Genomic DNA, 23,321 nt, shown 5'->3' with positions numbered 1-23,321 from the left:
TTCGTTATTCCTATACCGCCCGGTTTCGCATACGCCGCATAAGCCACAGTCCCACCAGCGCGGACAGGCCGAACAGGACGGTGGCGATACCGATGCGCAGCCCTCCATCCAGCCGCGTGCCCGCACCAACCAGCACGAATACGACCGTCTGCGGCAGGCTGCCCAGCAACGTGGCGAACATGAAGGGCGCGACCCGCACGCCCAGCATGCCCGACGCCAGACTGAGCAGCAGTGCCGAGCCCACCGGCATGAGGCGCAGCATCAGCACGGCGGCAAAGGGTTCGCGCCCCACCAACGCATCCAGCCGCGCCATGACTGCATCCAGTCGCGCGGGCATGCGTGCCCCGCCAGCCCACCGCCCCCAGCCGTAACCGCACAGGGCGCCGGCAACGGTCGCCAGTGTCGCAAGCACGCAGCCCGCACCGATTCCGTAGGCGGCGCCAGCAGCAAAACACACCATCTGTCGCGGCAGCCCGACCGCGCAGGACAGGCTGGCCACCGCAACGAACAGCACGACACCCCGCACCCCGGAATGAAGTGCCGGTCCCGCCGCAAGCATATGCCGCAGTCCCGGCATACGGCTGACCGCCACCGCCAGAACGGCAAAAACCGCCAGCAGCAGCACCGGCCGCACCAGCATGCGCAGCGAAGCCGCAGGAGACGACGGGGGCGGTACGGCGTGCGGTAATGTCATGCGTGCGTCCCGTCCGGCAGTAATTATATACACCGCGCCTAGCATCGCCTTGCGGCGGACTGCAAGGGCGGTCTAAATCCGATTATGTCCGCATATTCTCCCCATGGCTCCCTGCTGGGCCGCACGCCGCCTTCCGCGCAGGAAATGCGCAACAGGAAGCGTATTTCCACGTGGCTGTTCGCAATCTGCTTCATGCTGATCGGCATGATCGCACTTGGCGGCTATACGCGCCTGACCGGGTCGGGCCTGTCCATCATGGACTGGCGGCCCATTACCGGCATGATCCCGCCGCTAAGCCATGCGGAATGGGAACGGCAGTTCGAACTGTACAAAACCATTCCCCAGTACAAGATCCTGCATGACGGCTTCGGCCTTTCGGGTTTCCAGCAGATTTTCTGGGCAGAATGGACGCACCGTTTCTGGGGCCGGCTCATGGGCCTCGTGCTGCTGGTGCCGCTGGTGTGGTTTTCCATCACCGGTGCGCTGGACCGGCGGCTCATGCTGCGGCTGATCCTGTTTTTCGTACTGGGCGGGCTTCAGGGGGCCATCGGGTGGTTCATGGTGGCATCGGGGTTCAATCCGGACAGCACCGCCGTCGCCCCGGTGCGGCTGGTACTGCACCTGTGCTGCGCCTTTGCGCTGTATATCGCCATTCTGTGGACAGCCCTTTCGGTACGCACGCCGCGCCCAGCCTTCATCCCGGCCACGACCGCAGTGGTGCGCATCCACCGGCTGGTATGGACCATATGCTGTCTGGTGGGCATCACCGTCATTGCGGGCGGCTTTACCGCAGGCACGCATGCCGGATTTGCCTATAATACCTTCCCGCTCATGGATGGTCACCTGATCCCCCGTGGCTACGCACGGCTGCATCCCTTCTGGCTGAACTGGTTCCAGAACATTCCGGCGGTCCAGTTCGACCACCGCCTGCTGGCGACCGGCACGGCGCTGCTGATCGGCCTTACCATCGTGCTGGGACTGCGCACGGCCAATCTGGGCAAGGACGTGCATGATGCGCTGATGGTTCTGGGCTGGCTGGTGCTGCTGCAATACGCGCTGGGCATCACCACGCTGCTGCTGGTCGTGCCGGTCTGGGCAGGCACCGTGCACCAGACCTGCGCCGCCCTTGTGCTGACGGCGGCCATTGTGACGCTGCACCGCCTGCGTGGGGTCGGACGCCCCTGAACCACGTTCCATCCGCTCCCGGCACACCGGCCACCGGGGGCGAATGGCCTCCCCATTCAGGGGGTTACGATATAGGCCACACCCCGCGGTTGCACATGTGTGTAGCGGTCGCGGATGATGGCCCACAGGCTGGAATATTCCCAGACATAACGCGGCGGCAGGAAGCGTGAACTGCTGACAAAGGCCACGATACCATGACTGTCCAGGGCCTGGCGCAGGGCCGTGGCGTCATGCGTGACGGCCACATGCTGGGAATAATTGAAAAAATCCATGACCACGGGCTTGCCCGCCCAGTAGCAGATGGCCAGCGTCTCGCACCCGACATTGCCATCCATATGCCGGACCGCCCCGATCGTTTCGCGCCATGCGGGTTCGTGGGCCATGACCTCCGCCGTGCTGCGATACAGAAAGGGCACGTAAACCGGCGCACAGGCCACGATGGGCAGCAGGTCCAGCCCCGCCAGCATGACAACACCCATCCACGCAGGCACCCGGTCGGGCGGGATCATACCCCTTTCCATCCCCGATACGGCCAGCCCGGCACATAACGCGGCTGCGATCAGGGCTTCAAAACACGCATTATGTGTAACACCAGCACCCGTGCGCTGGATCACCACCGACAGGACGGACCAGAACAGGTAAGTCCCCAGCAGCAGACCCATCCGGTTGCGCAGGCCCAGCCGGGGCAGAAGCAGCGCGGAGACCATCATGCCCCCCAGCCCCAGCACGTTGCCCACTCCCTTCACGGCCCCATGTATCTGGAAAATGCGCTTGTGCCCGAAAACGCCATGGATGAAATCCGGGCCGAAACAGGCATAAAACAGGCCGCCCAGAACGGACACACCCACGACCCCGCCCAGCATCCATGCCAGCCCGCCACGCCGGTCGGTCACAAGCAGCCACAGGGTGATCGCAAGCGGCAGGGCAAGGATATTGTGCTTGAAGGTCAGTCCCGCCACCATGACAAGACCGGCACAGAACGCCCGCCACGCAGGCATGCCGTCGCGTGCATTGCCCCGGTTCCCCAGCAGCAGTACAAAACCGGCCATGATAATGGCTTCCGCCAGCCATTGCGGATCATTCATAACCACGTAATCGCTATAGAAAACCGCCGCGTAGAATATGACCAGCAGACCCGCGAACCATGCGGCGGCGCGCGTGCCCCCCATGATGGTGACGATCCGGCCGGTTGCAAAAGCGCAGAAAAGCATGGCGAATAACGAGACGATGCGCCCCGCGAGGATCATGTCCCCCAGCAGCCAACCGAGCGCACCCACCACGTAAAAGGAACTGGGCGGATAGTTGTTGAACACCATGCCGCCCGGCGGCGGGTACAGGCTGGCGTCCCCCATCCCCATGGCATGCCGGGCCTGATAGGCATTCCATCCCTCGTTACTGGACAGGGAGACATGATACCCGATAACCGCAATATGCGGGGCAAGCATACAGGTCGCCAGAAATATCCCGGCACAGATCCATAACCTGCCAATCGTTCCTGATACTCTTGGTATGGTATTCATATATGAAAAGCGGCTTCTTCCGTTCCGAATACTTAATTATTCGGGGTCTGCACGGCTGCCTGCCCCGGATCAGATATGCGGATGGTCCTGCATTTCATATCAGACGCCCATCCGGCCCCGGTCAATGCCTCCGTCCGGGCGGGGCATCCTAGCGTGCCCCACGGGCGGGGAATAACACCGGAATGTGGCTTTATAATTCAGAATGTTACACGGGCCGTTTTCCGGGGATCTTTCGCGCCCTTCCCGCTTGCGCATTGGTGCGGAGCGGGCAGAAATACCTCTATGATCCACAGGCAGCCCCTCAACGGGATACCGCGCACGATCCGGTGGCGATGGGTGCGCCGGGGCATCCGATCCGGCAGGCCATGCGTTATCGCACCATCGGGCGGTATGATGCGCGCCACGCCTTTCCCGAACGGACTATTTTCTGCGATAAACCCTCTTCAGACATGCAGGAATGGAAGATGCACAAGCTGAAACATGTGGCGACCGGAATGATGCTGGCACTGATCGCATGCGGGCCGGTGGCTCCGCACGCCCATGCCGAACCACATGGCGGCGGCGGTGGCGGTCGGGGTGGTCCGGGCGGCGGTGGCTATGGCGGAGGCCATGGTGGAGGCTGGAACAATGCAGGCCGCGGTGGCGGATGGGACGGCGGGCGTTCGGGCCACTGGCGCGGCAACTGGGGCTGGGGCGGATGGGGCTGGAATGGTGGCTGGGGCGGCGGCTACTACCCTGCCTATGTCGGCTGGGGTGGCTGGGGATACCCGTGGGGCGGCTGGGGCTGGGGATGGCCCGGCATGGCCATGGGGGTGCAATGGGTGCCGCCGCAGCCGGGGCCAGCTATCAGGCCGCACCGGAAGTCTATAGCGGCACGGGCAATACCACGCCGGAAGACGACACCATCTATGACAAGGATCTGTCCACGCTGGTCAACCCCCAGCCTGCGCCAGTCCCGACGCAGGCCCCCGCGCAGCCGAAACCGTCCCGTTCCTGTCCGGCGGGACAGGTCTATAATGACCTGACTGAAAGCTGCGACCGGCCATAAGCGGCGACCGGGATCGGGCAACCGGCATGGGGGGATGTATGTTTCCCCCCACCGGAAGCGGGCTGGCATTACGGCCGCCCTTCATCCGGGCCGGTCAGGGTGCGTCGATGGCTTTTTCCTGCCCCGGCTGTGGCACCCAGCCCTGCAGTTCCTCCCGCACAAGGGTTTCAAGCAGGTCGATGGCATCGGGCGAGTCGTTCAGGCACGGGATCAGCGCCAGTTCCTCGCCACCCGCCTTGACGAAGGCTGCACCGGCTTCATTGCCGATTTCATCCAGCGTTTCGATGCAGTCAGCGATGAAGCCCGGCGTGATCACGGCAATCCGGGTAATCCCGCGCGCGGGCAGGGATTCGATAAAGGGCGCGGTATAGGGTTCAAGCCATTTGGCCGGGCCAAAACGTGACTGGAAGGTCAGCGGCATCATCTGCCCGTCATATCCCATCGCCTGACGCAGGGCGGCGATGGTGCGTTCGCATTCCGCCTGATAGCTGTCGCCCTTTTCCACATAAACCTTCGGCAGCCCGTGAAAGGACGCCACGATCATCTGCGGCCTGAAATCCAGTGTCTGGAGTCGCGCGGTAATGGAACGGGCCAGCGCGGCGATATAGGCCGGATGATCGGCAAAGGGCGGCAGGGTGCGGATGGCAGGCTGGTTGCGCATGCGCATAAGCGCGCGAAAGGCCTGATCGTTGGCAGTGGCCGTCGTGGTAGCGCTGTACTGCGGATAGAGCGGGGCCAGCAGGATACGGTCGCATCCCTGCTGCACCAGATCATGCACGCCCTGCCTGATGGAGGGCCTGCCATAACGCATGCCCCATGCCACCGGCACGCCATCCGCCGCCAGACGTTCGGCCAGCCCGGCAGCCTGATTGCGGGTATAGGTGCGAAGGGGGCTTTCATCGCGGTCATGATGCCAGATGCGATGATAGGCTTCCCCCGACCGGCGGGGGCGAAATGTCAGCACCGGGCCGTACAGGATGGGCTTCCAGATCAGGGGACTGGCTTCGATGATACGCCGGTCCGAAAGGAATTCCGCCAGATAACGCCGGACAGCGGCGTAACCGGTTCCATCCGGGGTGCCCAGATTGCTCAGAAGCACCCCGGCGCGCGCGGACGCAACTTCCTGCCGCGCCGCGCGATGTACGGTAATGAATGTCATGACACGGCTGCTACATGAAGCCGCGTATGGATGCAAAGGAACAGGAGATGGGGTCCTGCCTTCAGGTCAGAAGTTCAGTCAGCGTCGGGTGCGTACCCGGACCGGCTGCATGGCCCGGACCGGGGCGTTGAGACAACGCGCCATACCGACAAGCCCCAGCAGGGCGACAACAGGGGAAAGCATCTGGACAAAGGTGAGCATCACGGTCCCTTTCCTGATCGGACTTCCGTCAGTCAACAGCGCGTATCATGCCCACGTCAATCAAAAACGTGACTGGCGCGCGCCAGCGCGACACATTTGCGCATGAGCGATGGCAGGGCCACGGCTTCCTCCCCCGCGTAATTCACTTCCCCACCCTGTCCCGCGATACTGTTGGGAAAGGCGGAAATTTGCGCCGCATACACGTCCACCAGCAATGTGAAATGCGTGAAGACATGCTTCACCTGCCCCGTTCCATGCCATTTCGCGCGCAGCCGGGGTGCGTCGGGCGCATGCTCCATCGCCTCCCCCTCCGTCCAGGGGGTATCGCGCCATACCGGGCCGGGCAGGCCCATCATGCCGCCCAGCAGGCCCTTTTCCGGCCGCCGGACCAGCAGCATGCCGCCTGCCGCATCCATCATGCAGAAATGCACGCCATAGCGCACGGGACGGGCCACCTTCGCCGCGCGACGCGGCAGGGTGGCGGCGATTCCCTGCCGGTTACCCGCACAGGCGTCACGCCATGGACACAGCGCGCAGGCCGGCGCGCGCGGGGTGCAGATACCGGCCCCCAGATCAAACAGCGCCTGCGCGAAATCGGATGGTCGGCCCTGCGCCGGGGCATCCGCGTTAAGGATCATGGCCTGACGGGCGATAGCCTTGCGCGCGCCGGGCAGCGGGTCCGTCAGGGCGAACAGGCGCGCCGTCACGCGTTCCACATTCCCGTCCACCGGCACGACCGGACGACCAAAGGCAATGGCGGCTATGGCCGCAGCGGTATAGGCCCCGATTCCCGGCAGTTCCAGCAGCCCAGCCACGGTATCGGGAAACACGCCGCCCCGCGCCGCCACTGCACGGGCGCAGGCATGCAGGTTGCGTGCCCGTGCGTAATAGCCAAGTCCGGCCCACATGGTCATGACCTGATCCTGCGGGGCGCGGGCCAGCGCGTTCACATCGGGGAACGCGTCCACAAACCGTTCAAAATAGGGAATGACCGCCGTAACGGTGGTCTGCTGCAGCATGATCTCGCTCAGCCAGACCCGATAGGGATCTGCGCTCTGGCCGGGCAGCGCGCGCCATGGCAGAGTGCGACGGTGCCAGTCATACCAGCGTAACAGATCAGCGGCAGAAGGTAACACGGACCCGTTTATGACGAACCCGCCCCCCGACAGCAAGCGAAAGAACGCCACCACCCCCACGGAACCGCCGCCCCGGTCGTTCCGCACGCGCAGCATGGCGGCCCTTCTGCCCCATATCAGCAGGCCGGTTTTTCGCAAGCAGTCCCCCGCCGCCGTGCAGGTCATGTCGGACTGGCCTGATATAGTCGGCCCCCATCTGGCCGCCACGACCGTACCGCGCAGACTGGCTGCCGGGACACTGACCGTGGCCTGTTCAGGGCCGGTGGCGATGGAACTGCAGCATCTTGCGCCCGCCGTCATCGCCCGCATCAACACCACATGCGGACAGGGCGTGGTCAAACGCCTGAGAATGGTTCAGGACCTGACCATGACGCCCCGCCCCGTCGCCCGGCCCGCCCCGCGCACGGCACCTGCGCCCGTTCAGATCGACGACATGCCCGATGGCCCGCTGAAGGAAGCACTTGGCCGTCTGGGCGGCTGGCTGAACGCATCCCGCGACCCGAAAACCCGGCAATAGGTGCCCTGACCACTCCCCTTCCGCCAGACGGAGGAAAACGGCCCCGGTTACAGACAGGGCGATGCCTGCCATGAAAACGCCTTACGCATGATCGTGAATGATCTGTCACATAATGACAGGTGCCCAAGGCTGGATATCTGGCCGGAAGGCACCAATATCCGATGGCAGGATGTCAGATAAAGGAAACTGACCACATGCGTAAATTGGCCCTGTTGCTGGCCGTGTCCGTGGGACTGGTCGGCGCGTTGCCCGCACCTTCCGCCTATGCATGGCGTGGGGGCGGATGGGGTGGCCCCGGCTGGCACGGCGGCGGCTGGCGTGGTGGCTGGGGCTGGGGTGGCTTCGGCATGGGCATCGCCGCCGGGACCGCACTGGGTGTCGCCATGTCCCCTTACCGCTACGGACCTTATGGTTACGGCTATCGCTACCCGGTCTATGGCTACGGTTATCCGCCGCCCTATCCGGTTTATGCCTATCCGCCGCCGCCTCCACCGCCGCCACCGGCCTATTACGGCGGATATTACCGTTAAGGCGCGCCCCGCGCGGCCTGTACGAAAGCGTGGATCAGTGCTGCGGATTTGACGCCGGGGGCGGACTCCACCCCGGATGACACATCTACGGCACGCGTGCCGCTCTGATCTAAGGCGCGCTGTACATTGTCAGGCGTCAGGCCCCCGGCCAGCAGCCACGGGACGGGGGCCTGCCAGCCTTTGGTCAGGGTCCAGTCAAAGGCATGGGCATTGCCACCGGGCCGATCGGAACCGGCAGGCGCACGGGATTCGATGACCAGCCCATCCACCGCACAGTTTCGGGGCAAGTCAGCAGCAGCGGCAATCCCGGCCGCCTGCCATACCGGCAGGCCGAACCGCGCGCGGATAACGGCGGCGCGGGGACCATCATCATAGATCTGCAATCCATCAAGCGGCACATGATCCAGCACGGTGCGGATCTCGTCATCCGTGGGCCGGACAAACAGTCCGATGCGCTGCGGGCCAGCGGACATCATGCCACGCGCCAGCTCTCCGGCCACATCCGGCGTTACATGGCGCGGAGAACGGCCGAAAAACACGAATCCGATCCAGTCCGCCCCTGCGGCACAGGCTGCATCCAGCCCGATCCGATCACGGATACCGCATATCTTGACCCTGACCGCCATATGACCCGTGCCCTCGACCCGGTTCAGGCAGACAGTTCAGCCGCAATCGCGGCGGCGGCGGCGGCGGGATCGGATGCACGGGTAATGGGGCGACCCACCACAATCCAGTCCGCCCCGGCATCGCGTGCCTGGGTGGGGGTCATGACCCGTTTCTGGTCCCCCGGCGCACTGCCTGCCGGACGGATACCGGGCACGACCAGCACCGGCTCGTCGCCCAGCGCCTGCCGCAGGGGCGCGATCTCATGCGAAGAACAGACAAGCCCGTCCGCGCCGGATTCAATGGCCAGACGGCCCAGCCGCACGACCTGTGCTTCCACGCTGCCCTCAACCCCGGTTTCATGCAGGGCACCGGCATCCATGCTGGTCAGGACGGTGACGGCCAGCAGCAGGGGACGTACATTTTCGGGGAAGGTCTCGTTCACCGCAACGCGAGCCGCCGCGATCATGGCCCGGCCACCTGACGCATGGATGGTCAGCATGGCGGGACGCAGTGCGGCAAGGCTGCCAATGGCGGATGCGACGGTGTTGGGGATATCGTGCAGTTTCAGGTCAAGGAACAGCGGACTGTCCCCCGCCGCCTCACGCACGGCGTCCAGCCCGCAGGCATAGGTAAACTCAAGCCCCAGCTTGACCGCCCCGGCATGTCCGGCGGTTTCGTGCCGCCAGCGCACGGCCTGCGCCGTGTCCTTGGTATCGAGGGCAACAATCAGGCGGGTGGACCGTCCACGCATTGGCGGTAACTCCGGTGCAGGCTATGGGGCGTAAGGAAAAGGTTCAGGAACCGGAACGTTCCGTGCCGCCGGAGGCATCCGGCACGGGGGCCGGGGGCGTTTCCGTTACGGCGGGCGGCGCCACGGGGGCCGCAGGCTGCGCCGCATAGGCCCGCAGCATGGGCGAGTCGGCAGGCGCCGACGTCAGGCCGGGAGCACGCGGAGCGGTTTCATCCGTGCTGTCCAGACGGGCGCGCAGGGTGCGCACTTCCTGTTCGGCGCGGCGGGCGCGCCGCATCTGGCGCAGCACCACGATCCATACGCTGGCCGATCCCGTGGCATAGAGCAGGGCCGCGACCAGCAGCGCCAGCACGCCGGGCGATGACGTCCATTTCCACTGCAGCCATGACAGTTCCACCGGCGCCTGATTACAGGCGGCGAAAATGATCAGCGCCACGATCACGGGCAGGGTGATGAAAAGACGTATCATGATCCTGTTTCCCTACCGCCAACCACGGGGACCTGCAAGAAAATCAATTCATCCGGCGCACTGCTTGATCGCGCACGGCAGCCGTGGTTGCCTGTAGGTACAGGCCGCGACAGCGCCGTTGCGACCGGCACGGGGGCGAAACAATGGGCAAGGTCGTCATTTTTCGTACTACGGCGCGGCGTGATGAATCCTGGGCCGTGATCGCACGCACCGGGCGCGACACGCGCGTCGCCAGCATCTATCCCACGCGGAATGCGGCCGAAGCCGACTGCGAATGGCGTAGCAGGCAGGTTGCGGCCTATCGTGGCTTTCTGGAACGCAACAACGTGGCCGTGCCCCATTACAGCATCCGGCCCTACCGCAGGGCGGACCTGCCGCGCGCATGGCGGCCCCTGCCCGCGCTGGGGTTCCTGCACGGGCAATGCTGAGGCATGGATTAAGTTGCTTTTGATCCGCTGGCGGGCAAAATCACGATCCGGCCCGCGCGGCTGCCGACTGCAAACGGAGACCCCATGACCGATACCCCTTCCGCCCTTTCTCCCGTTCTGGAGCAGGCGGACCGCACGCTTGATGCCGCTGTCGATCGGCTGTTCGCCTTCCTGCGCATACCCAGCATTTCCACCCAGCCCGAACACGCGGCGGACTGCGCGCGCGCGGCGAAGTGGCTGCATGACGAACTCGACAGTCTCGGCTTTGACGCGCGGATATGCGAAACCGCTGGCCATCCCATCCTGATCGCCCATGACCGCACCCCGCCAGAAGGGCCGCATGTGCTGTTCTATGGCCATTACGACGTGCAGCCCGTCGATCCGCTGGAACTGTGGAACAGTGGCCCGTTCGAGCCGGTCATGGACACGGCGGAAGACGGCACGCAGCGTATCGTCGCCCGTGGCGCATCGGATGATAAGGGGCAGGTCATGACCTTTATCGAGGCCATACGCGCCATCCGCGCGACACAGGGCACGATGCCGGTGCGCATCTCCCTGCTGATCGAAGGGGAGGAAGAATGCGGCGGCCCCAACCTCGTTCCCTTCATGGAAGCCCATCGCGAGGAACTGCGCGCCGATGTTGGGCTGATCTGCGATACCGCCATGCTGCCCGGCGTGCCCGCCATCACCACCGCCCTGCGCGGCATGGTGGGCGAGGAAGTCCACCTGCGCTGCGCCCGGCGCGACCTGCATTCCGGTGTTTATGGCAATGCCGCGCGCAACCCGGCGGAACTGCTGTGCCAGATCCTGTCCTCCATCCGCGATCCCGAAACGGGGCGCGTGACGCTGCCGGGATTCTACGCGGGCGTGCAGGCCCCGCCGCAGGCGCTGCGTGATCGGTGGCGTGAAATCGCGCCGGATGACGCCACATTCCTTGGCGAGGTCGGGCTTTCGGTTCCCGCGGGGGAGAAGGGCTATACCGCCATCGAACAGACATGGTGCCGCCCCAGCTTCGAGATCAACGGCATTTCCAGCGGTTACACCGGTGAAGGGTTCAAGACAGTGCTGCCCGGTGAGGCGGTGGCCAAGGTTTCGTTCCGGCTGGTGGCGGGGCAGGACCCTGTCCGCATCCGTCAGGCTTTCTGCAGCCATGTCCGCAGCATGCTGCCCGAAGACTGCACCGTTACCTTTGCCCAGGCCGGCGGCTCGCCTGCCTGCACCGTGCCTGAGCAGGCGTTCGGCCTGCAGCCAGCGCTTGCCGCGCTGGGGGATGAATGGGGCACGCCTGCGGTGACCATTGGCTGTGGCGGCTCGATTCCCGTGGCGGGGGACATGCAGCGCATACTGGGCATGTCGGCGCTTCTGGTGGGTTTCGCACTGGATGACGACCGCGCCCATTCCCCCAACGAGAAGTATGAACTGACATCCTTCCACAAGGGCATCCGGTCGTGGGTCCGTATCCTGCACGCCATGGCCACCCCCGATGCATGAAGGTGAACTGCCGCTGGCCCTGACCATGGGCGACCCGGCGGGCATCGGGCCGGAGATCACGGCAGGTGCGTGGCGGGCCATGCGCCATGGGGCGGGGCATTTCGCCGTTATCGGGGATGCGCAGGCGATCGGGCAGTACGACGTGCCGGTGCGTGAGATCGACACCATCGCACAGGCCGCCGGTGTGTTTGCCGATGCCGTGCCGGTGCTGCCGGTCAGCCTGCCTGTGCCCCCCACGCCCGGTCAGCCGGACAGTCGCAATGCCGGGGCGATCACCGCCAGCATCGCGCGGGCGGTGGAACTGGCCCGCACGGGACAGGCGGCGGCGGTCGTCACCTGCCCCATCAGCAAGATCGTGCTGAAAAACGCAGGCTTCCCCTATCCGGGCCATACGGAATACCTCGCAGCCCTGTGCGACGTCTCCGGCGCGGAGGTCATGATGCTGGCCTGCCCCGAACTGCGTGTAGTGCCGGTGACCATCCATGTCAGCCTGCGCCGCGCGCTGGATGAACTGGATACGGCAGGCATCATCGCCGCGACACGCACCACCCATGCGGCGCTGCGCCGGGATTTTGGCATTGCTTCCCCGCGCATCGCCATCGCCGGGCTGAACCCCCACGCGGGCGAAAGCGGCAGCATGGGCACGGAGGAGCAGACGGTCATCGCCCCCGCGCTGGAGGCCCTGCGTGCCGATGGCATGGATATAAGCGGCCCGTGGCCCCCCGATACCATGTTCACCCCCGCGGCACGGGCGCGATACGATGTAGCGATGTGCATGTATCACGATCAGGCGCTGATCCCGCTCAAGACCATCGACATGACGCAGGGGGTCAATATCACGCTGGGCCTGCCCATCATCCGCACATCGCCCGATCACGGCACCGCCTTCGACATCGCGGGGCGTGGCGTAGCCGATCCGTCCAGCCTTGTCGCCGCCTTGCGCATGGCCATGCAGATGGCCGAACACAGGAACAGGTCATGAATACATCCCGTCCCGCCACGATCCGGCTGGGGGTCAACATCGATCACGTCGCAACCGTGCGCAACGCGCGCGGCGGCCACCACCCCGACCCGGTCCGCGCTGCCCTGCTGGCGCAGGACACGGGCGCGGACGGCATCACCGCCCATCTGCGTGAAGACCGCCGCCATATCCGCGATGCCGACCTTGAGCGCCTGCGCGGTGAACTGCGCATTCCGCTGAACATGGAAATGGCCGCGACGGAGGAAATGACCGCTATCGCCACCCGCCTGCGCCCCCATGCGTGCTGCCTCGTGCCCGAGCGCAGGCAGGAGGTCACGACCGAAGGCGGGCTGGATGTACGCGGGCAGGCCACCATGCTTGCCCCGCGCATTGCGCGCATGCGGGACGCGGGCATCCGGGTCTCGCTGTTCATCGACCCGGACGCAGCCCAGATCGAAACGGCGGCGAAACTGGGCGCAGCAGTCGTGGAACTGCATACCGGCGCCTATGCCGACGCCACGGATGAAGCGGCGAGGGCCGTGGAACTGGGCCGCCTGACCACGGGCGCCGCCCATGCCGCGCGATGCGGGCTGGAAGTCCATGCGGGCCACGGGCTGACCTATGACAACGTGACGCCCGTTGCAGCACTGCCGCAGGTGACTGAACTCAATATCGGTCACTTCCTGATCGGTCAGGCCATTTTTGACGGCCTGCCCGCCGTCATCCGCCACATGAAGGAGCTGATGGCGGCGGCGCGTAGCTGAACACCGCCCTCCGCCCCCACCGGTTACGGCGGGGCGGAAGGGTAAGGCATTACACGACGCCGATCACCACGACGCGGCCTGTTCCATGGTTTTGACGGGGGCCTCAGCCCCCCGTGCCACCTACCGTCAGGCCGGTCATTTTAAGGGTCGGCTGGCCCACGCCCACCGGCACGCCCTGACCGGCCTTGCCGCAGGTGCCGATGCCGGGGTCCAGCGCGGGTTCGCCACCGATCATGATCACCTTGGTCATGGCGTCCGCACCGTTACCGATCAGCGTTGCCCCCCGCACGGGGGCGGTGATGCGGCCGTCTTCGATCAGATAGGCTTCGGATGCGGCGAACACGAATTTTCCCGAAGTGATGTCCACCTGTCCCCCACCGAAATTGACGGCGTAGAGGCCGCGCTTCGTGGTGCGGATCATGTCTTCCGTCGTGGCGTCACCGCCAAGCATGATGGTGTTGGTCATCCGCGGCATGGGCGCATGGGCGTAGGACTGCCGCCGCCCGTTACCCGTGGGGGCCACGCCCATGAGGCGGGCATTGAGACGATCCTGCAGATAGCCGGTCAGGATTCCGTCCTCGATCATTACGGTGCGACCCGTGGGGGTGCCTTCATCGTCAATGGTCAGGCTGCCGCGCCGTTCGGGCAGGGTGCCGTCATCCACCACCGTCACACCGGGGGCCGCGACACGCTTGCCCATAAGCCCCGCGAAGGCGGAGGTACCCTTGCGGTTGAAATCGCCTTCCAGCCCGTGGCCCACGGCTTCATGCAGCAGGATGCCGGGCCACCCGGCCCCCAGCACCACTTCCATCTCCCCCGCCGGGGCGGGGCGGGCATCGAGATTGACCAGCGCCATGCGCAGCGCCTCATCCACCGCGTTCTTCCACACCTGCGGCGCGAGAAGCCGGGAATAGGAATAGCGGCCACCCAGTCCGTGGCCGCCGCTCTCACGCCGTCCGTCCTGTTCCACCACGACCGATACATTCATGCGGACCAGCGGGCGGATGTCAGCCATGCGCTGCCCGTCGGGGCGCAGGATCTGGATTGCCTGCCATTCCGCCGAAATGGACGCCATCACCTGCACCACGCGCGCATCCCGCCCCCGGGCATAGGTATCAAGTTCCGACAGCATGGCCGCACGGGTGGCGAACGCACCTTCCCCCAGCGGGTTGATGTCCGGATACAGGCGGTGATTGGTCGAACGCGGCCCCGTCGCCAGCGTGCCCGTGCGGCCAGCGCGTATCTGGGTTACGGTTTCAGCCGCGCGCCGGATGGCGCTTTCGCTTATTTCATCGGAATGGGCAAAACCGGTTTCCTCCTCCAGCACGGCACGCAGGCCAAAGCCGGAAGATGTGTCGAAGGTGGCGGAACGGATCACGCCCTCATCAAGGGAGATGGCCTCACTTTCACGATATTCCAGAAAGAGTTCCCCATCGTCCATGCCCTCCAGCGCCTGCTGGACAAGGCGTTCGGCATCGGGGCGGCCCAGGCGGGCGCTCGCGCGCTCGAAAAACAGGGCATCGGTTGCAGCCAGCGGGGAAAGACCCTGAAGGGATGCGGGCATGAATGGCAACTCCGGTTGGCGGAACAGGTAAGGGACACGAAACGCTCAGGCCGCTCAGCCCGGCAGGGGGCGGGCAGCATAGCCCGCTTTGCCCCCATGGGAAAGTTGGGGAGCCTTCGTGACCGGTGCCATACGTGAAAATGAACTTCCCTCCATCTGGAAGGTTTCCCTTTGTGATAGGCAGGAAAGGCAGGGCATTGTGCAAGAATTGGGTATCCATTGTTCGAAGAAACGGCGTCTCGTGAAAATTTCCCTTCTGTGTGGTTCAAGTCTCTCCCGGTCCCTTCCCCGTCATGCCGGGCTTCTTCTGGCCGGTCTGCTTTACGCAGGGACCCCGGCCCTGGCCCAGACAGAACCTGCCGCCCAACAGGCCACGTCCCCCGCGCAGCCCTCCGCTGCCGTCCCGTCCGCGCCCCCCGCCGGTGCGGAACGGACAGCAGCGGCACCTTCCGCCACCGTTCCCGCCCCGACTGACAGTACAGCGGCCACACCCGCGAAACAGGGGGAACAGACGCCTTCGGTGCCAACGCCTGAACCGCTGTCTGGGAGCGGAACCATGCCGTCTGCATCACCCGTCACGACTCCGGCGGCTGGCCCCGCCAGCACCGATACGCCGCCCGTTGCCCCGTCACCCGCCACAGCGGACGGGTCCGGTACGGGCAACACCACGACAACAGCCACACCCCCCGCTGCCGCGCCCACACCAGCCCCGACGGCGGTGGAGCCACCCGCGCGCCCTGATGCGTCCGCAACCACTGCCCCCACAGCAGCGGCCCGGCCTGCCACCCCTGCTCCCGCCACGCCCATGCCGGCAAGCGGACCTACGGCCAATAGCGTTCCGGCAGCTCCGGGCAATGCGTCCGCCCCTGCCGCCGCGCAACCGGCTGCCGCACCGCCAGCAGGTCAGGCACAGGCAGGCAGCACCAGCCCTGCGCCGAAGGATGCGGCACAGGCCGCAACCACGCAGCCCCACGCGGCAGGCGTGCCACTGGCCCCCGTCGAGGACCTGCGTCCACCGTCCATTGCACTGGACGGCCTGTTCCAGGCCATTGGTGAGGCCCATATCTATACCGACGCCAAGACCGCCGCCGACGCCATACCCGATGAAGCCCCGGCGGACCTGCTGGCCGAGTACAAGATCGCGCGGCTGCGTCCTGATTTCTCGCTCAAGGATTTCGTGGCGCAGCACTTCACCCTGCCCGAACGCAAGACCGTGTCTTACCAGCGCAGCCCGGATGAAAACGTGCGCGACTACATCAACGGCATGTGGGAAGTGCTGAGCCGCCCGCCGGACATGGCGGTTGCCTATTCATCCCAGCTCCCGCTGCCCTACACCTATGTCGTGCCCGGTGGCCGTTTCAGTGAACTTTATTACTGGGACAGCTACTTCACGATGATCGGGCTGTATGAAAACCAGAAAATCGATCTCATGCGCGACATGGTGCGCGACATGGCGGCGATGATCGACCGGTATGGCCATATTCCCAACGGTAGCCGAACCTATTACCTCAGCCGGTCGGAACCGCCGTTCTTCTCGCTCATGGTCGATCTTCTGGCCATGCATGACGGGCAACTGGCCTACACCACCTTCCTGCCCGAACTGCAGGCTGAATACGATTACTGGATGGACGGGCAGGATTCCGTGCCCCCCGGCGGAGCCTACCGCCGCGTGGTGCGCTTGCCGGACGGGACGGTCATGAACCGCCACTGGGATGACCGCGACACCCCGCGCGACGAAAGCTATCCGCAGGACGTGGCCACCGCCGCCCATTCCGACCGACCGAAGGAAGAGGTCTACCGTGACCTGCGGGCGGGATCGGAAACGGGGTGGGATTTCTCCTCCCGCTGGCTGGCGGACGGACATACCCTGTCCACCATCCACACGACGGACCTGCTTACGGTCGAACTGAACTGCCTGATCCCGCACCTGCAGCAGACACTGGCCCATGCCTATGAGCTGAAAGGCGACAAGGAAGCGGCAGCGCGCTATGCGCGTCTGGCGGAAGAACGCATTGAAGCGGTCCGCCGCGTCCTGTGGGACGAGCGCAGGGCCGCATACATTGATTATGACTGGAAGAAGGGCGAATCGACCTCCATCCTGTCCGGGGCGACCGTCATGCCGCTGTTCCTGCAGATGGCGACACCGGAACAGGCAAAGGCGGTATCGGAAACCGTAAGAAAGAACCTGCTTCAGGTCGGCGGCCTGATCGCCACCGAACGCACCAGCGGACAGCAGTGGGATGCCCCCAATGGCTGGGCCCCGCTACAGTGGATGGCGGTAAAGGGCTTCAACGAATACGGTTATGATACGCTCGCCAGCGATATTGCAGCGCGCTGGATGGGGCGCGTGATCGGCACCTACGAAAAATCCGGCGTGCTTCTGGAAAAATATGATGTGGTCAATCCCTACATCAATCCCAAAGGCGGCAAGGGCGGCGGCGAATACCCGATGCAGATTGGCTTTGGCTGGACCAATGGCACGCTGCTGGGCTTCATGAACCGTTACCCGCAGAACACCCGCGTAGTGCTTGACCGCAACCCGGCGGCTGACCAGCCTTCACCCCAGCCGCTTCCGCCCATGAACGCCTATGGCGTCCAGACCGATGCGGATACGCTGAGCCGCTACAGCCTGCCCACACTGGACCTGACGCCACGTCCGGTGGCACCGACCCCGGCGCTGCCGCAGATGTCCACCGTGGGGGCCAGCGCCCCAACATCGGCCACGCAGATCCCTGCCCCCGCCCCTGTATCGCCCCCTGCCCAGTCCGAAGCGACACCGGCAGCCACACCGACCACGCCAGCACAACAGCAGCAGGACGCAGGCAGCACTGCCGCGCAGGCCACCCCGGCAACTCCGCAACAGGCACCTGCACCTGCATCTGCATCCACGCCGACGACGGATACCGCCGCAATAGCGCCTGCGGCGACCCAGAACACGGCGGCCACACCGCAAGCCGCGCCACCGAAGGTGGAAACACCGGCGCAGCCTGCCGACAACGCCTCGGGCACCACCACGCCATCTACACCGTCCACACCTGCGCCCGCGCAGGTGGAGCAGCCTGCAGCCCGGCCGGTCCCGCCTGATACCGGTTCAGGCCAGATGGAACAGAAGGCCGCCCCCGCCACAGGCGAAAACGTATCCCAGCCCAAATAAGAAAAGGGGGAGACCATGGTCTCCCCCTTTTTTCAATCCGGCATGGACGGCACCGGCATACGCTCAGCTACCGGCTCCAGCGATCCTCATGGCTGGTGTAGACGCCACGGATCTCATTGGCCTCATACTCCCCTAGGTCGATCGAATGCCGGATATAGAAATTGCGATAATTCTCGCTGACATGTGGGTGCCAGCGCAGATTGAAGGCAAAGATATTGATCCCGCCCAGCAGGATGATCGGCACGATACGCAGCAGGTACCATCGGGCTGACTGTGAAAAAGGGCGCATCTTGTCCTAGTAAAGCAGATGGGTGTGATGAAACCAGATGACCGTAAACACCAGCAGCGTAACACAGAAAAACGCCACTACCGTCCTGCGGGTCGCAGGACGCCTGTCCATCAGCCACGCATATACGATCATGAAAAAGAAGGGGTTCGCCATAACGATGCGATGGATGGACACAAGGCCGGATGAAGAGGCCACCAGAAACGTGACCAGCAGCACCGTTGCCTCCAGATAGAGTTCCTTCCGGAACCCTTCGTAAATCACCAGCACGTCCACCAGCGCCGCAATCACCAGATTGAGGTGGGTTTTATGGGTAATATTGTACCATGCCCAGTAGCCGGGAAAATGAAAGACCCGGTGCCACGCAATCTGCACATGCGAAAACGCCAGGCTGTCACCCATAAAATAATAGAGGTAGATCATGAACAGTGAGATGCCCGTCCCACCAGCCGTGACCAGCAGGGCCGCATTCGTGACAGGCGCTGCAAGTAAGGCCAGACGCTGCCCGCCCCTGTTCCCCGATGTCTGCCGCCATGCGTTGAACAGGTAGAATACGGCAAATGTCAGCACGCATAATATGCCAGTCGGCCGGGTCAGGCACAGAAGCAGGGCACAGAGCGACGCCACGAAAAAGCGGTTATTCAGGACCGACCATGCCATTCCCATAAGGAACAGCCCGAACATGCATTCGCTATACTGTATCCTGAACCACAGTGTGGCCGGGAAGGTAAAGAAGAACACGAAGTAGAAGCGGTAATCAACCGGCCCCCATTTCCTGTTCTGGTACAGGTAGCACAGACAGGCCACAACAGGCAGCAGCATGGCGTTCAGGATCATGCCCGCGGCTTCCACCGACACGCCAGTCAGATGCGCCATCCCCCGGATGGAAAGGGGAAAAGCAGGAAAGAACGCCCAGTTCGCCTCCCCCAGCCAACGCGCAGCGAGGGAGGGAGCATGTTCGTATCCCTGCCGGGCAATACGCATGTAGGCGTCGAAACAGTCCCACTGGCACGATGCCGCGACAACCCCGCCAGAAGGCAGGGCCAATACCGCAACGCAGGCAAGCACCACAACATGCACAAGAAGAAGGTAAGCCCAGATTCTGGTTTTCATATAGGTTCCGATTACTGCCCTGCAGACCCGCTTCAGATAACTGACACCTGATGAAAGGCACAGAGATTGCCTACGCCGCCCGTGAAGGGGGCACGGAAGAATCCGGTTTTATGCCCGGCCTGAAATGCATCGCCGATCATGTGCCTCCCGATTGGCAGAACCCAGCCACCGGGGCGCAAAGGGACAACACTTTACCGCCATAATAAACACCCAGGCCCATAAGGCGCTTTGCATCCCCGATACCCACAACAATACCGCGGCGCACCCGGTTCCTGATCCCCGCAGCAGCTACGTATCTCACAGCTTCCCGATCCCCTGATGTATCCTGCTTTCATAAATGGTCATGCCCTGACTGAACTGGTCATAATCAGGCGGCACAGTACAGGCAGGCGCGACGCGGAAAAGGCAGAATTCCCGTCGACAGGCAATGGCAGAATCCTCGGGTGGGGATGACCAGGCCCGGCCATAAGTTATGATGTAGTTATAACTGCCCGACAGGGCGGCAAGGGATGGCCCGTCATCGGCGAAGTAGATCGGGACATCCCGGCGGCTGAAATAGGAATACCCCCCCGTATGGGCCCATTCGCCCCGCACGGGAAACGCCAGTCCACAGAGGTCCTTCTGCCGTGCCGCCACCTGCTGCAAATGGATCAGGGCATTACTGTTGCGGATACGGACAAGGTAATTTTGCTGAACAAAGCCGGACAGGGACACGATGGCCAGCCCCATCATGGCCCAATGCCCCGGACGCAGGACGGGAACATGATCCATCCACTCACCAAACCGCATGGCCGCCACCGCAAGCAGAAGCGGAATGGCGCCATAAATGAACGAGGGTTCCTTATGCCCGATCACTGAATGGGAAAGGATGATTATCCCCGCCACTGCGGAAGGCATGGGGAACTGACGGCATCCGCGCAGGAAAAAGAACGCGACAATGGCAAAACCGACCTGCCATCGGCCCAACAGATCGACAATATAGAAATAGAATGGGGCCGTTCCATAAGTGGCGGCGATGTTCTGCCCGATATTGGCATGTACATTACGGAAAACAGACCCAAAGAACGTACCGGACGTATGCAGGTCCACCAGACCGTAACCGGCTACAGGCAAGGCAGAAGCGGCAGCCATAAGCGCCACGACAGCGGGGCGACGCCGGAGCCACCAGGCCATCCACGCCAGCGCGAGAAGGCCAGCGGGCATAAGCTGGAACCGCAGTCCCGCGCCACAGCCGATAAAGAACGCAGCCGCCCCATACAGGGCGACATCATAGGATCGACGCCATGAACCCGTAAACGCACCGGCGGACGGCAATGCGTGGGCCACCACCCCCAGAAGCGTGCCCAGCGCCAGCAGATTTCCGCCCAGCACCTCCGTCGTCGTACGCGAAGCACCCAGCACAAGATCCGGCCACAGGGCACCGACAAGGCCGCAGGCCACCAGCCCTGTCCGCCCCGCCACAATTGCCCCCAGCGCCATGAAGACCGCAACAAGCCCCAGCGACAGGACACACAGGATACCCTGTATCCACAAAGGGGAATGACCGAGCCCGAGCGCGTCGGTTACACGCCACACCCCGGCGATCATATCCGGAAAGAGCCAGTTCCGGATACCGGCCTGCCATTCCCATGTCGTCACACCATGACCGGTCAGTAAACGATGGGCAGGTTCAAGGGTCTGGAAGACTTCATCAGCCCGCAGGGCGGCAGGATAGAAATACGGTATCGAAAACCGATACAAAAAAGAAATAACAAATATGAATATTATGAAGGATACATTTATCCCGTTATTCTTTTTCATATCCCACATTCATTTTTCATTATGAATTGAGCCGGTCCGTAGAAAAAATATGGTCCCTTCTCATCGGGTCCGGGAACGTTCCTGAACTGACGGATTGCTCTGTCCCGGTTCTTCTGGGTCGCCTACAGGCTGGCGGTCCGTAAAACACCCCCTTCCGGTCACTACTCTGTTGCATACGGAAGGAGGCCAGTTCCCAGGTGGAACAGGAAATCTTATGCGGTATATGAAAAAACACCCCTGCCGGGTCTTATCGTCACGATGACGGCTGGCGTGAGACGCGGCTGTTTTTCCTGAGCATGTGGTGCACAATCATATGCGCGAACTGGAACAGGACTTTCCGGTCCATCTTGCTTTCCCCCACGTTACGGGTACGGAAGACAAATGGCAGTTCGATGACCTTGGGGGAGGTTTTCTGGACCATCAGCATATCCAGCAGGATCTTGAACCCGGTGCCCGACAGGTCGCTGACGGACTGGACAAACAGATCGCGGCGGGCTGCGAAAAAGCCGCTCATCGGGTCCTTGACGCGCACCGGCAGGCAGAACTGCGCAAGCCGGATTCCAGCATTGGACAGGAACAGCCGCCAGCTATTGGCAAGGCCGCTGTTATCACCACCTTCGACATGACGGCTGCCGATGGCCACGTCATATCCATTGCGGGTTATGGCATCAGCCATCTGTTCCAGCAGGGTTTCGTCATGCTGCAGGTCCCCGTCCATCACCGCCACCACGGGGGCAGAGGATGACAGTATCCCCTCAATCACGGCTGATGAAAGCCCGCGCCGCCCAACCCGCAGGATGCCGCGTACCCGGCTGTCCATCTGCGCCAGACGCCATACCTCGTCTATGGTGCCATCAGGGGAACTGTCATCGACAAAGATCAGTTCCCAGTCATAACGGGTCACCGCACGCGCAACGCCATTGAACAGGGGTTCTATATTGCCCCGTTCATTATAGCAGGGAATGATGATGCTGAGGGCTGGCCCCGGGCGGGCTGTTTTCACTTCATGCGCTGACTGCGGCACGGGTTCAGGAGAAACTTGCATAATTCAGCGATGTCCCGGGGATTAACATACGGATACAGGCACGCTGCAATGGCGACGCGCCCCCTTATCACTCGGCGTGGGAAGGTAAAACATTTCCCCCCTTGCCGCAACATGAGCAGGGCCACCGGTACAAACAGAAACAGGCCGGTTACCTTACGGTAACCGGCCTGCAAAACTGGTCGGAGTGAGAGGATTCGAACCTCCGGCCCCTGCGTCCCGAACACAGTGCTCTACCAGGCTGAGCTACACTCCGTTGCAGGCGGCTATACAAGCCCATGCCCCTTTACGCAAGGGGAAGATGAAAAGATTTATAATGTCGTGACCCTGTCACGCGCGTCACTACGGGCCGGCAGTTCGGCCAGCGTCGCCATAAGTGCCGCCACATCGGGCACCACTTCGAACAGCGCGCGGGCCGTAGGGGCTGCGAAACCATCAGCGATGCTGGCATCGACCAGCGCCAGCAGCGGGTCCGCCCAGCCGGAGATATTGACGATGTAGATGGGCTTGTCATGCTGGCGAAGCTGCCGCCAGGTCATGATCTCGATCGTCTCGTCAAACGTGCCAAGGCCACCGGGCATCACCACAAAGGCATCGGATGCCTCGAACATCAGCGCCTTGCGCTCATGCATGCTTTCCGTCACGGTCAGGTCCGTCACCCCTTCATGCATGATCTCGCGCGTGTGCAGGAAGGAAGGGATAACCCCGGTAACGGCCCCGCCAGCCGCCAGCGTTGCATCCGCCACGGTGCCCATAAGCCCGACATGGCCCCCACCATAAACCAGCCGCAAACCGGCCTGCCCCAGTGCCGTGCCCAGTTCGCGGGCTTGCGCCGCGTATTCCGCACGCGCCCCGAAACGCGATCCACAAAAAACGGCAACAGATGAAATCTGCATTTATCC

At 63.6% G+C, this 23,321-nt stretch carries 24 protein-coding genes and 1 tRNA gene; 9 read left to right on the top strand and 16 right to left on the bottom strand.

Features of this window, described 5'->3' with window-relative positions; genetic code table 11:
- Positions 1 to 10: 10 nt before the first annotated feature.
- Positions 11 to 694: a TVP38/TMEM64 family protein gene (locus tag KSAC_RS09975; protein ID WP_132305279.1), complete on the bottom strand. Its 684-nt coding sequence runs from the start codon at positions 692 to 694 to the stop codon at positions 11 to 13.
- Between the two features lie 144 nt (positions 695 to 838).
- Here KSAC_RS09975 and KSAC_RS09970 point away from each other — a divergent pair, with 144 nt between their 5' ends.
- Positions 839 to 1,879, top strand: coding sequence for a COX15/CtaA family protein (locus KSAC_RS09970; protein ID WP_174234140.1), 1,041 nt, complete (start codon positions 839 to 841; stop codon positions 1,877 to 1,879).
- Positions 1,880 to 1,935: 56 nt separating this feature from the next.
- Here the strand turns inward: KSAC_RS09970 and KSAC_RS09965 are convergent, their stop codons facing one another.
- Both KSAC_RS09965 and KSAC_RS17525 read right to left on the bottom strand, forming a co-directional pair.
- Positions 1,936 to 3,324 carry a hypothetical protein gene (locus KSAC_RS09965; protein ID WP_243705187.1) on the bottom strand — a complete coding sequence of 463 codons (1,389 nt, stop codon included), beginning with the start codon at positions 3,322 to 3,324 and terminating at the stop codon, positions 1,936 to 1,938.
- Between the two features lie 518 nt (positions 3,325 to 3,842).
- Positions 3,843 to 4,010 (bottom strand): hypothetical protein, encoded by a 168-nt coding sequence (locus KSAC_RS17525; RefSeq protein ID WP_243705186.1) that lies wholly within the window; start codon positions 4,008 to 4,010, stop codon positions 3,843 to 3,845.
- A 35-nt stretch (positions 4,011 to 4,045) separates the two neighbouring features.
- Between KSAC_RS17525 and KSAC_RS09960 the strand changes: the two genes are divergently transcribed.
- Positions 4,046 to 4,447: a hypothetical protein gene (locus tag KSAC_RS09960; protein ID WP_243705185.1), complete on the top strand. Its 402-nt coding sequence runs from the start codon at positions 4,046 to 4,048 to the stop codon at positions 4,445 to 4,447.
- Positions 4,448 to 4,541: 94 nt separating this feature from the next.
- Here the strand turns inward: KSAC_RS09960 and hemH are convergent, their stop codons facing one another.
- The 3 genes from hemH to KSAC_RS09950 all read right to left on the bottom strand — a co-directional run bounded on the left by hemH (position 4,542) and on the right by KSAC_RS09950 (position 6,943).
- Positions 4,542 to 5,606, bottom strand: coding sequence for a ferrochelatase (hemH, locus tag KSAC_RS09955; RefSeq protein WP_102325027.1), 1,065 nt, complete (start codon positions 5,604 to 5,606; stop codon positions 4,542 to 4,544).
- 78 nt (positions 5,607 to 5,684) lie between these two features.
- Positions 5,685 to 5,810, bottom strand: coding sequence for a hypothetical protein (locus KSAC_RS17725; protein WP_257997641.1), 126 nt, complete (start codon positions 5,808 to 5,810; stop codon positions 5,685 to 5,687).
- Positions 5,811 to 5,863: 53 nt separating this feature from the next.
- On the bottom strand, positions 5,864 to 6,943 hold the full coding sequence (locus tag KSAC_RS09950) for an A/G-specific adenine glycosylase (RefSeq protein WP_165927310.1): 1,080 nt from the start codon (positions 6,941 to 6,943) through the stop codon (positions 5,864 to 5,866).
- Positions 6,944 to 6,953: 10 nt separating this feature from the next.
- Between KSAC_RS09950 and KSAC_RS09945 the strand changes: the two genes are divergently transcribed.
- On the top strand, positions 6,954 to 7,460 hold the full coding sequence (locus KSAC_RS09945) for a DUF721 domain-containing protein (protein WP_132305275.1): 507 nt from the start codon (positions 6,954 to 6,956) through the stop codon (positions 7,458 to 7,460).
- Between the two features lie 194 nt (positions 7,461 to 7,654).
- Entirely contained in the window at positions 7,655 to 7,990 is a 336-nt protein-coding gene (locus tag KSAC_RS09940) for a hypothetical protein (RefSeq protein WP_102325024.1), read from the top strand.
- Here the strand turns inward: KSAC_RS09940 and KSAC_RS09935 are convergent.
- Genes KSAC_RS09935 through KSAC_RS09925 form a run of 3 tightly spaced genes read right to left on the bottom strand, consistent with a single transcriptional unit; the run spans position 7,987 to position 9,816 of the window.
- Positions 7,987 to 8,616, bottom strand: a complete 630-nt coding sequence (locus KSAC_RS09935) for a phosphoribosylanthranilate isomerase (protein ID WP_132305273.1) — start codon at positions 8,614 to 8,616, stop codon at positions 7,987 to 7,989. The two genes, KSAC_RS09940 and KSAC_RS09935, sit on opposite strands and share 4 nt — an antisense overlap.
- Positions 8,617 to 8,639: 23 nt before the next feature.
- Positions 8,640 to 9,347, bottom strand: a complete 708-nt coding sequence (pyrF, locus tag KSAC_RS09930) for an orotidine-5'-phosphate decarboxylase (protein ID WP_132305271.1) — start codon at positions 9,345 to 9,347, stop codon at positions 8,640 to 8,642.
- Positions 9,348 to 9,390: 43 nt separating this feature from the next.
- Positions 9,391 to 9,816, bottom strand: coding sequence for a LapA family protein (locus KSAC_RS09925; RefSeq protein WP_132305269.1), 426 nt, complete (start codon positions 9,814 to 9,816; stop codon positions 9,391 to 9,393).
- A 143-nt stretch (positions 9,817 to 9,959) separates the two neighbouring features.
- Between KSAC_RS09925 and KSAC_RS09920 the strand changes: the two genes are divergently transcribed.
- The 4 genes from KSAC_RS09920 (at position 9,960) to KSAC_RS09905 (ending at position 13,460) form a co-directional block, all read left to right on the top strand.
- The gene (locus KSAC_RS09920; protein WP_102325020.1) at positions 9,960 to 10,244 is read left to right on the top strand and encodes a hypothetical protein; all 285 of its coding nucleotides are present in this window, start codon (positions 9,960 to 9,962) and stop codon (positions 10,242 to 10,244) included.
- An 84-nt stretch (positions 10,245 to 10,328) separates the two neighbouring features.
- Positions 10,329 to 11,735 (top strand): M20/M25/M40 family metallo-hydrolase, encoded by a 1,407-nt coding sequence (locus tag KSAC_RS09915; RefSeq protein ID WP_132305267.1) that lies wholly within the window; start codon positions 10,329 to 10,331, stop codon positions 11,733 to 11,735.
- A complete protein-coding gene (pdxA, locus tag KSAC_RS09910; protein WP_132305265.1) occupies positions 11,728 to 12,717 on the top strand; it encodes a 4-hydroxythreonine-4-phosphate dehydrogenase PdxA in 990 nt (329 codons plus the stop codon). Before KSAC_RS09915 ends, pdxA begins: the two co-directional genes overlap by 8 nt.
- Entirely contained in the window at positions 12,714 to 13,460 is a 747-nt protein-coding gene (locus KSAC_RS09905) for a pyridoxine 5'-phosphate synthase (RefSeq protein ID WP_132305263.1), read from the top strand. Before pdxA ends, KSAC_RS09905 begins: the two co-directional genes overlap by 4 nt.
- Positions 13,461 to 13,563: 103 nt before the next feature.
- On the opposite strand, the gene tldD is transcribed toward KSAC_RS09905, so the two are convergent.
- Positions 13,564 to 15,024 carry a metalloprotease TldD gene (gene tldD, locus KSAC_RS09900; RefSeq protein WP_132305261.1) on the bottom strand — a complete coding sequence of 487 codons (1,461 nt, stop codon included), beginning with the start codon at positions 15,022 to 15,024 and terminating at the stop codon, positions 13,564 to 13,566.
- An 805-nt stretch (positions 15,025 to 15,829) separates the two neighbouring features.
- Between tldD and treF the strand changes: the two genes are divergently transcribed.
- Entirely contained in the window at positions 15,830 to 18,178 is a 2,349-nt protein-coding gene (gene treF, locus KSAC_RS09895) for an alpha,alpha-trehalase TreF (protein ID WP_243705368.1), read from the top strand.
- A 67-nt stretch (positions 18,179 to 18,245) separates the two neighbouring features.
- Here treF and KSAC_RS09890 read toward each other — a convergent pair whose 3' ends face one another.
- From KSAC_RS09890 to KSAC_RS09865, 6 genes are all read right to left on the bottom strand, one after another.
- The gene (locus tag KSAC_RS09890; RefSeq protein WP_132305259.1) at positions 18,246 to 18,467 is read right to left on the bottom strand and encodes a hypothetical protein; all 222 of its coding nucleotides are present in this window, start codon (positions 18,465 to 18,467) and stop codon (positions 18,246 to 18,248) included.
- Between the two features lie 6 nt (positions 18,468 to 18,473).
- Positions 18,474 to 19,577: a hypothetical protein gene (locus KSAC_RS09885; protein WP_132305257.1), complete on the bottom strand. Its 1,104-nt coding sequence runs from the start codon at positions 19,575 to 19,577 to the stop codon at positions 18,474 to 18,476.
- 297 nt (positions 19,578 to 19,874) lie between these two features.
- Positions 19,875 to 21,317, bottom strand: a complete 1,443-nt coding sequence (locus tag KSAC_RS09880) for a glycosyltransferase family protein (protein WP_243705184.1) — start codon at positions 21,315 to 21,317, stop codon at positions 19,875 to 19,877.
- A 313-nt stretch (positions 21,318 to 21,630) separates the two neighbouring features.
- The gene (locus KSAC_RS09875; protein WP_118962639.1) at positions 21,631 to 22,422 is read right to left on the bottom strand and encodes a polyprenol monophosphomannose synthase; all 792 of its coding nucleotides are present in this window, start codon (positions 22,420 to 22,422) and stop codon (positions 21,631 to 21,633) included.
- 176 nt (positions 22,423 to 22,598) lie between these two features.
- Positions 22,599 to 22,675 (bottom strand) — tRNA-Pro (locus KSAC_RS09870).
- A 55-nt stretch (positions 22,676 to 22,730) separates the two neighbouring features.
- On the bottom strand, positions 22,731 to 23,315 hold the full coding sequence (locus KSAC_RS09865) for an LOG family protein (protein ID WP_102325009.1): 585 nt from the start codon (positions 23,313 to 23,315) through the stop codon (positions 22,731 to 22,733).
- Positions 23,316 to 23,321 lie beyond the last annotated feature (6 nt).

Source organism: Komagataeibacter saccharivorans, from assembly GCF_004348195.1.
GTDB lineage: Bacteria > Pseudomonadota > Alphaproteobacteria > Acetobacterales > Acetobacteraceae > Komagataeibacter > Komagataeibacter saccharivorans.
This window is presented reverse-complemented; position numbering and strand designations above follow the sequence as displayed.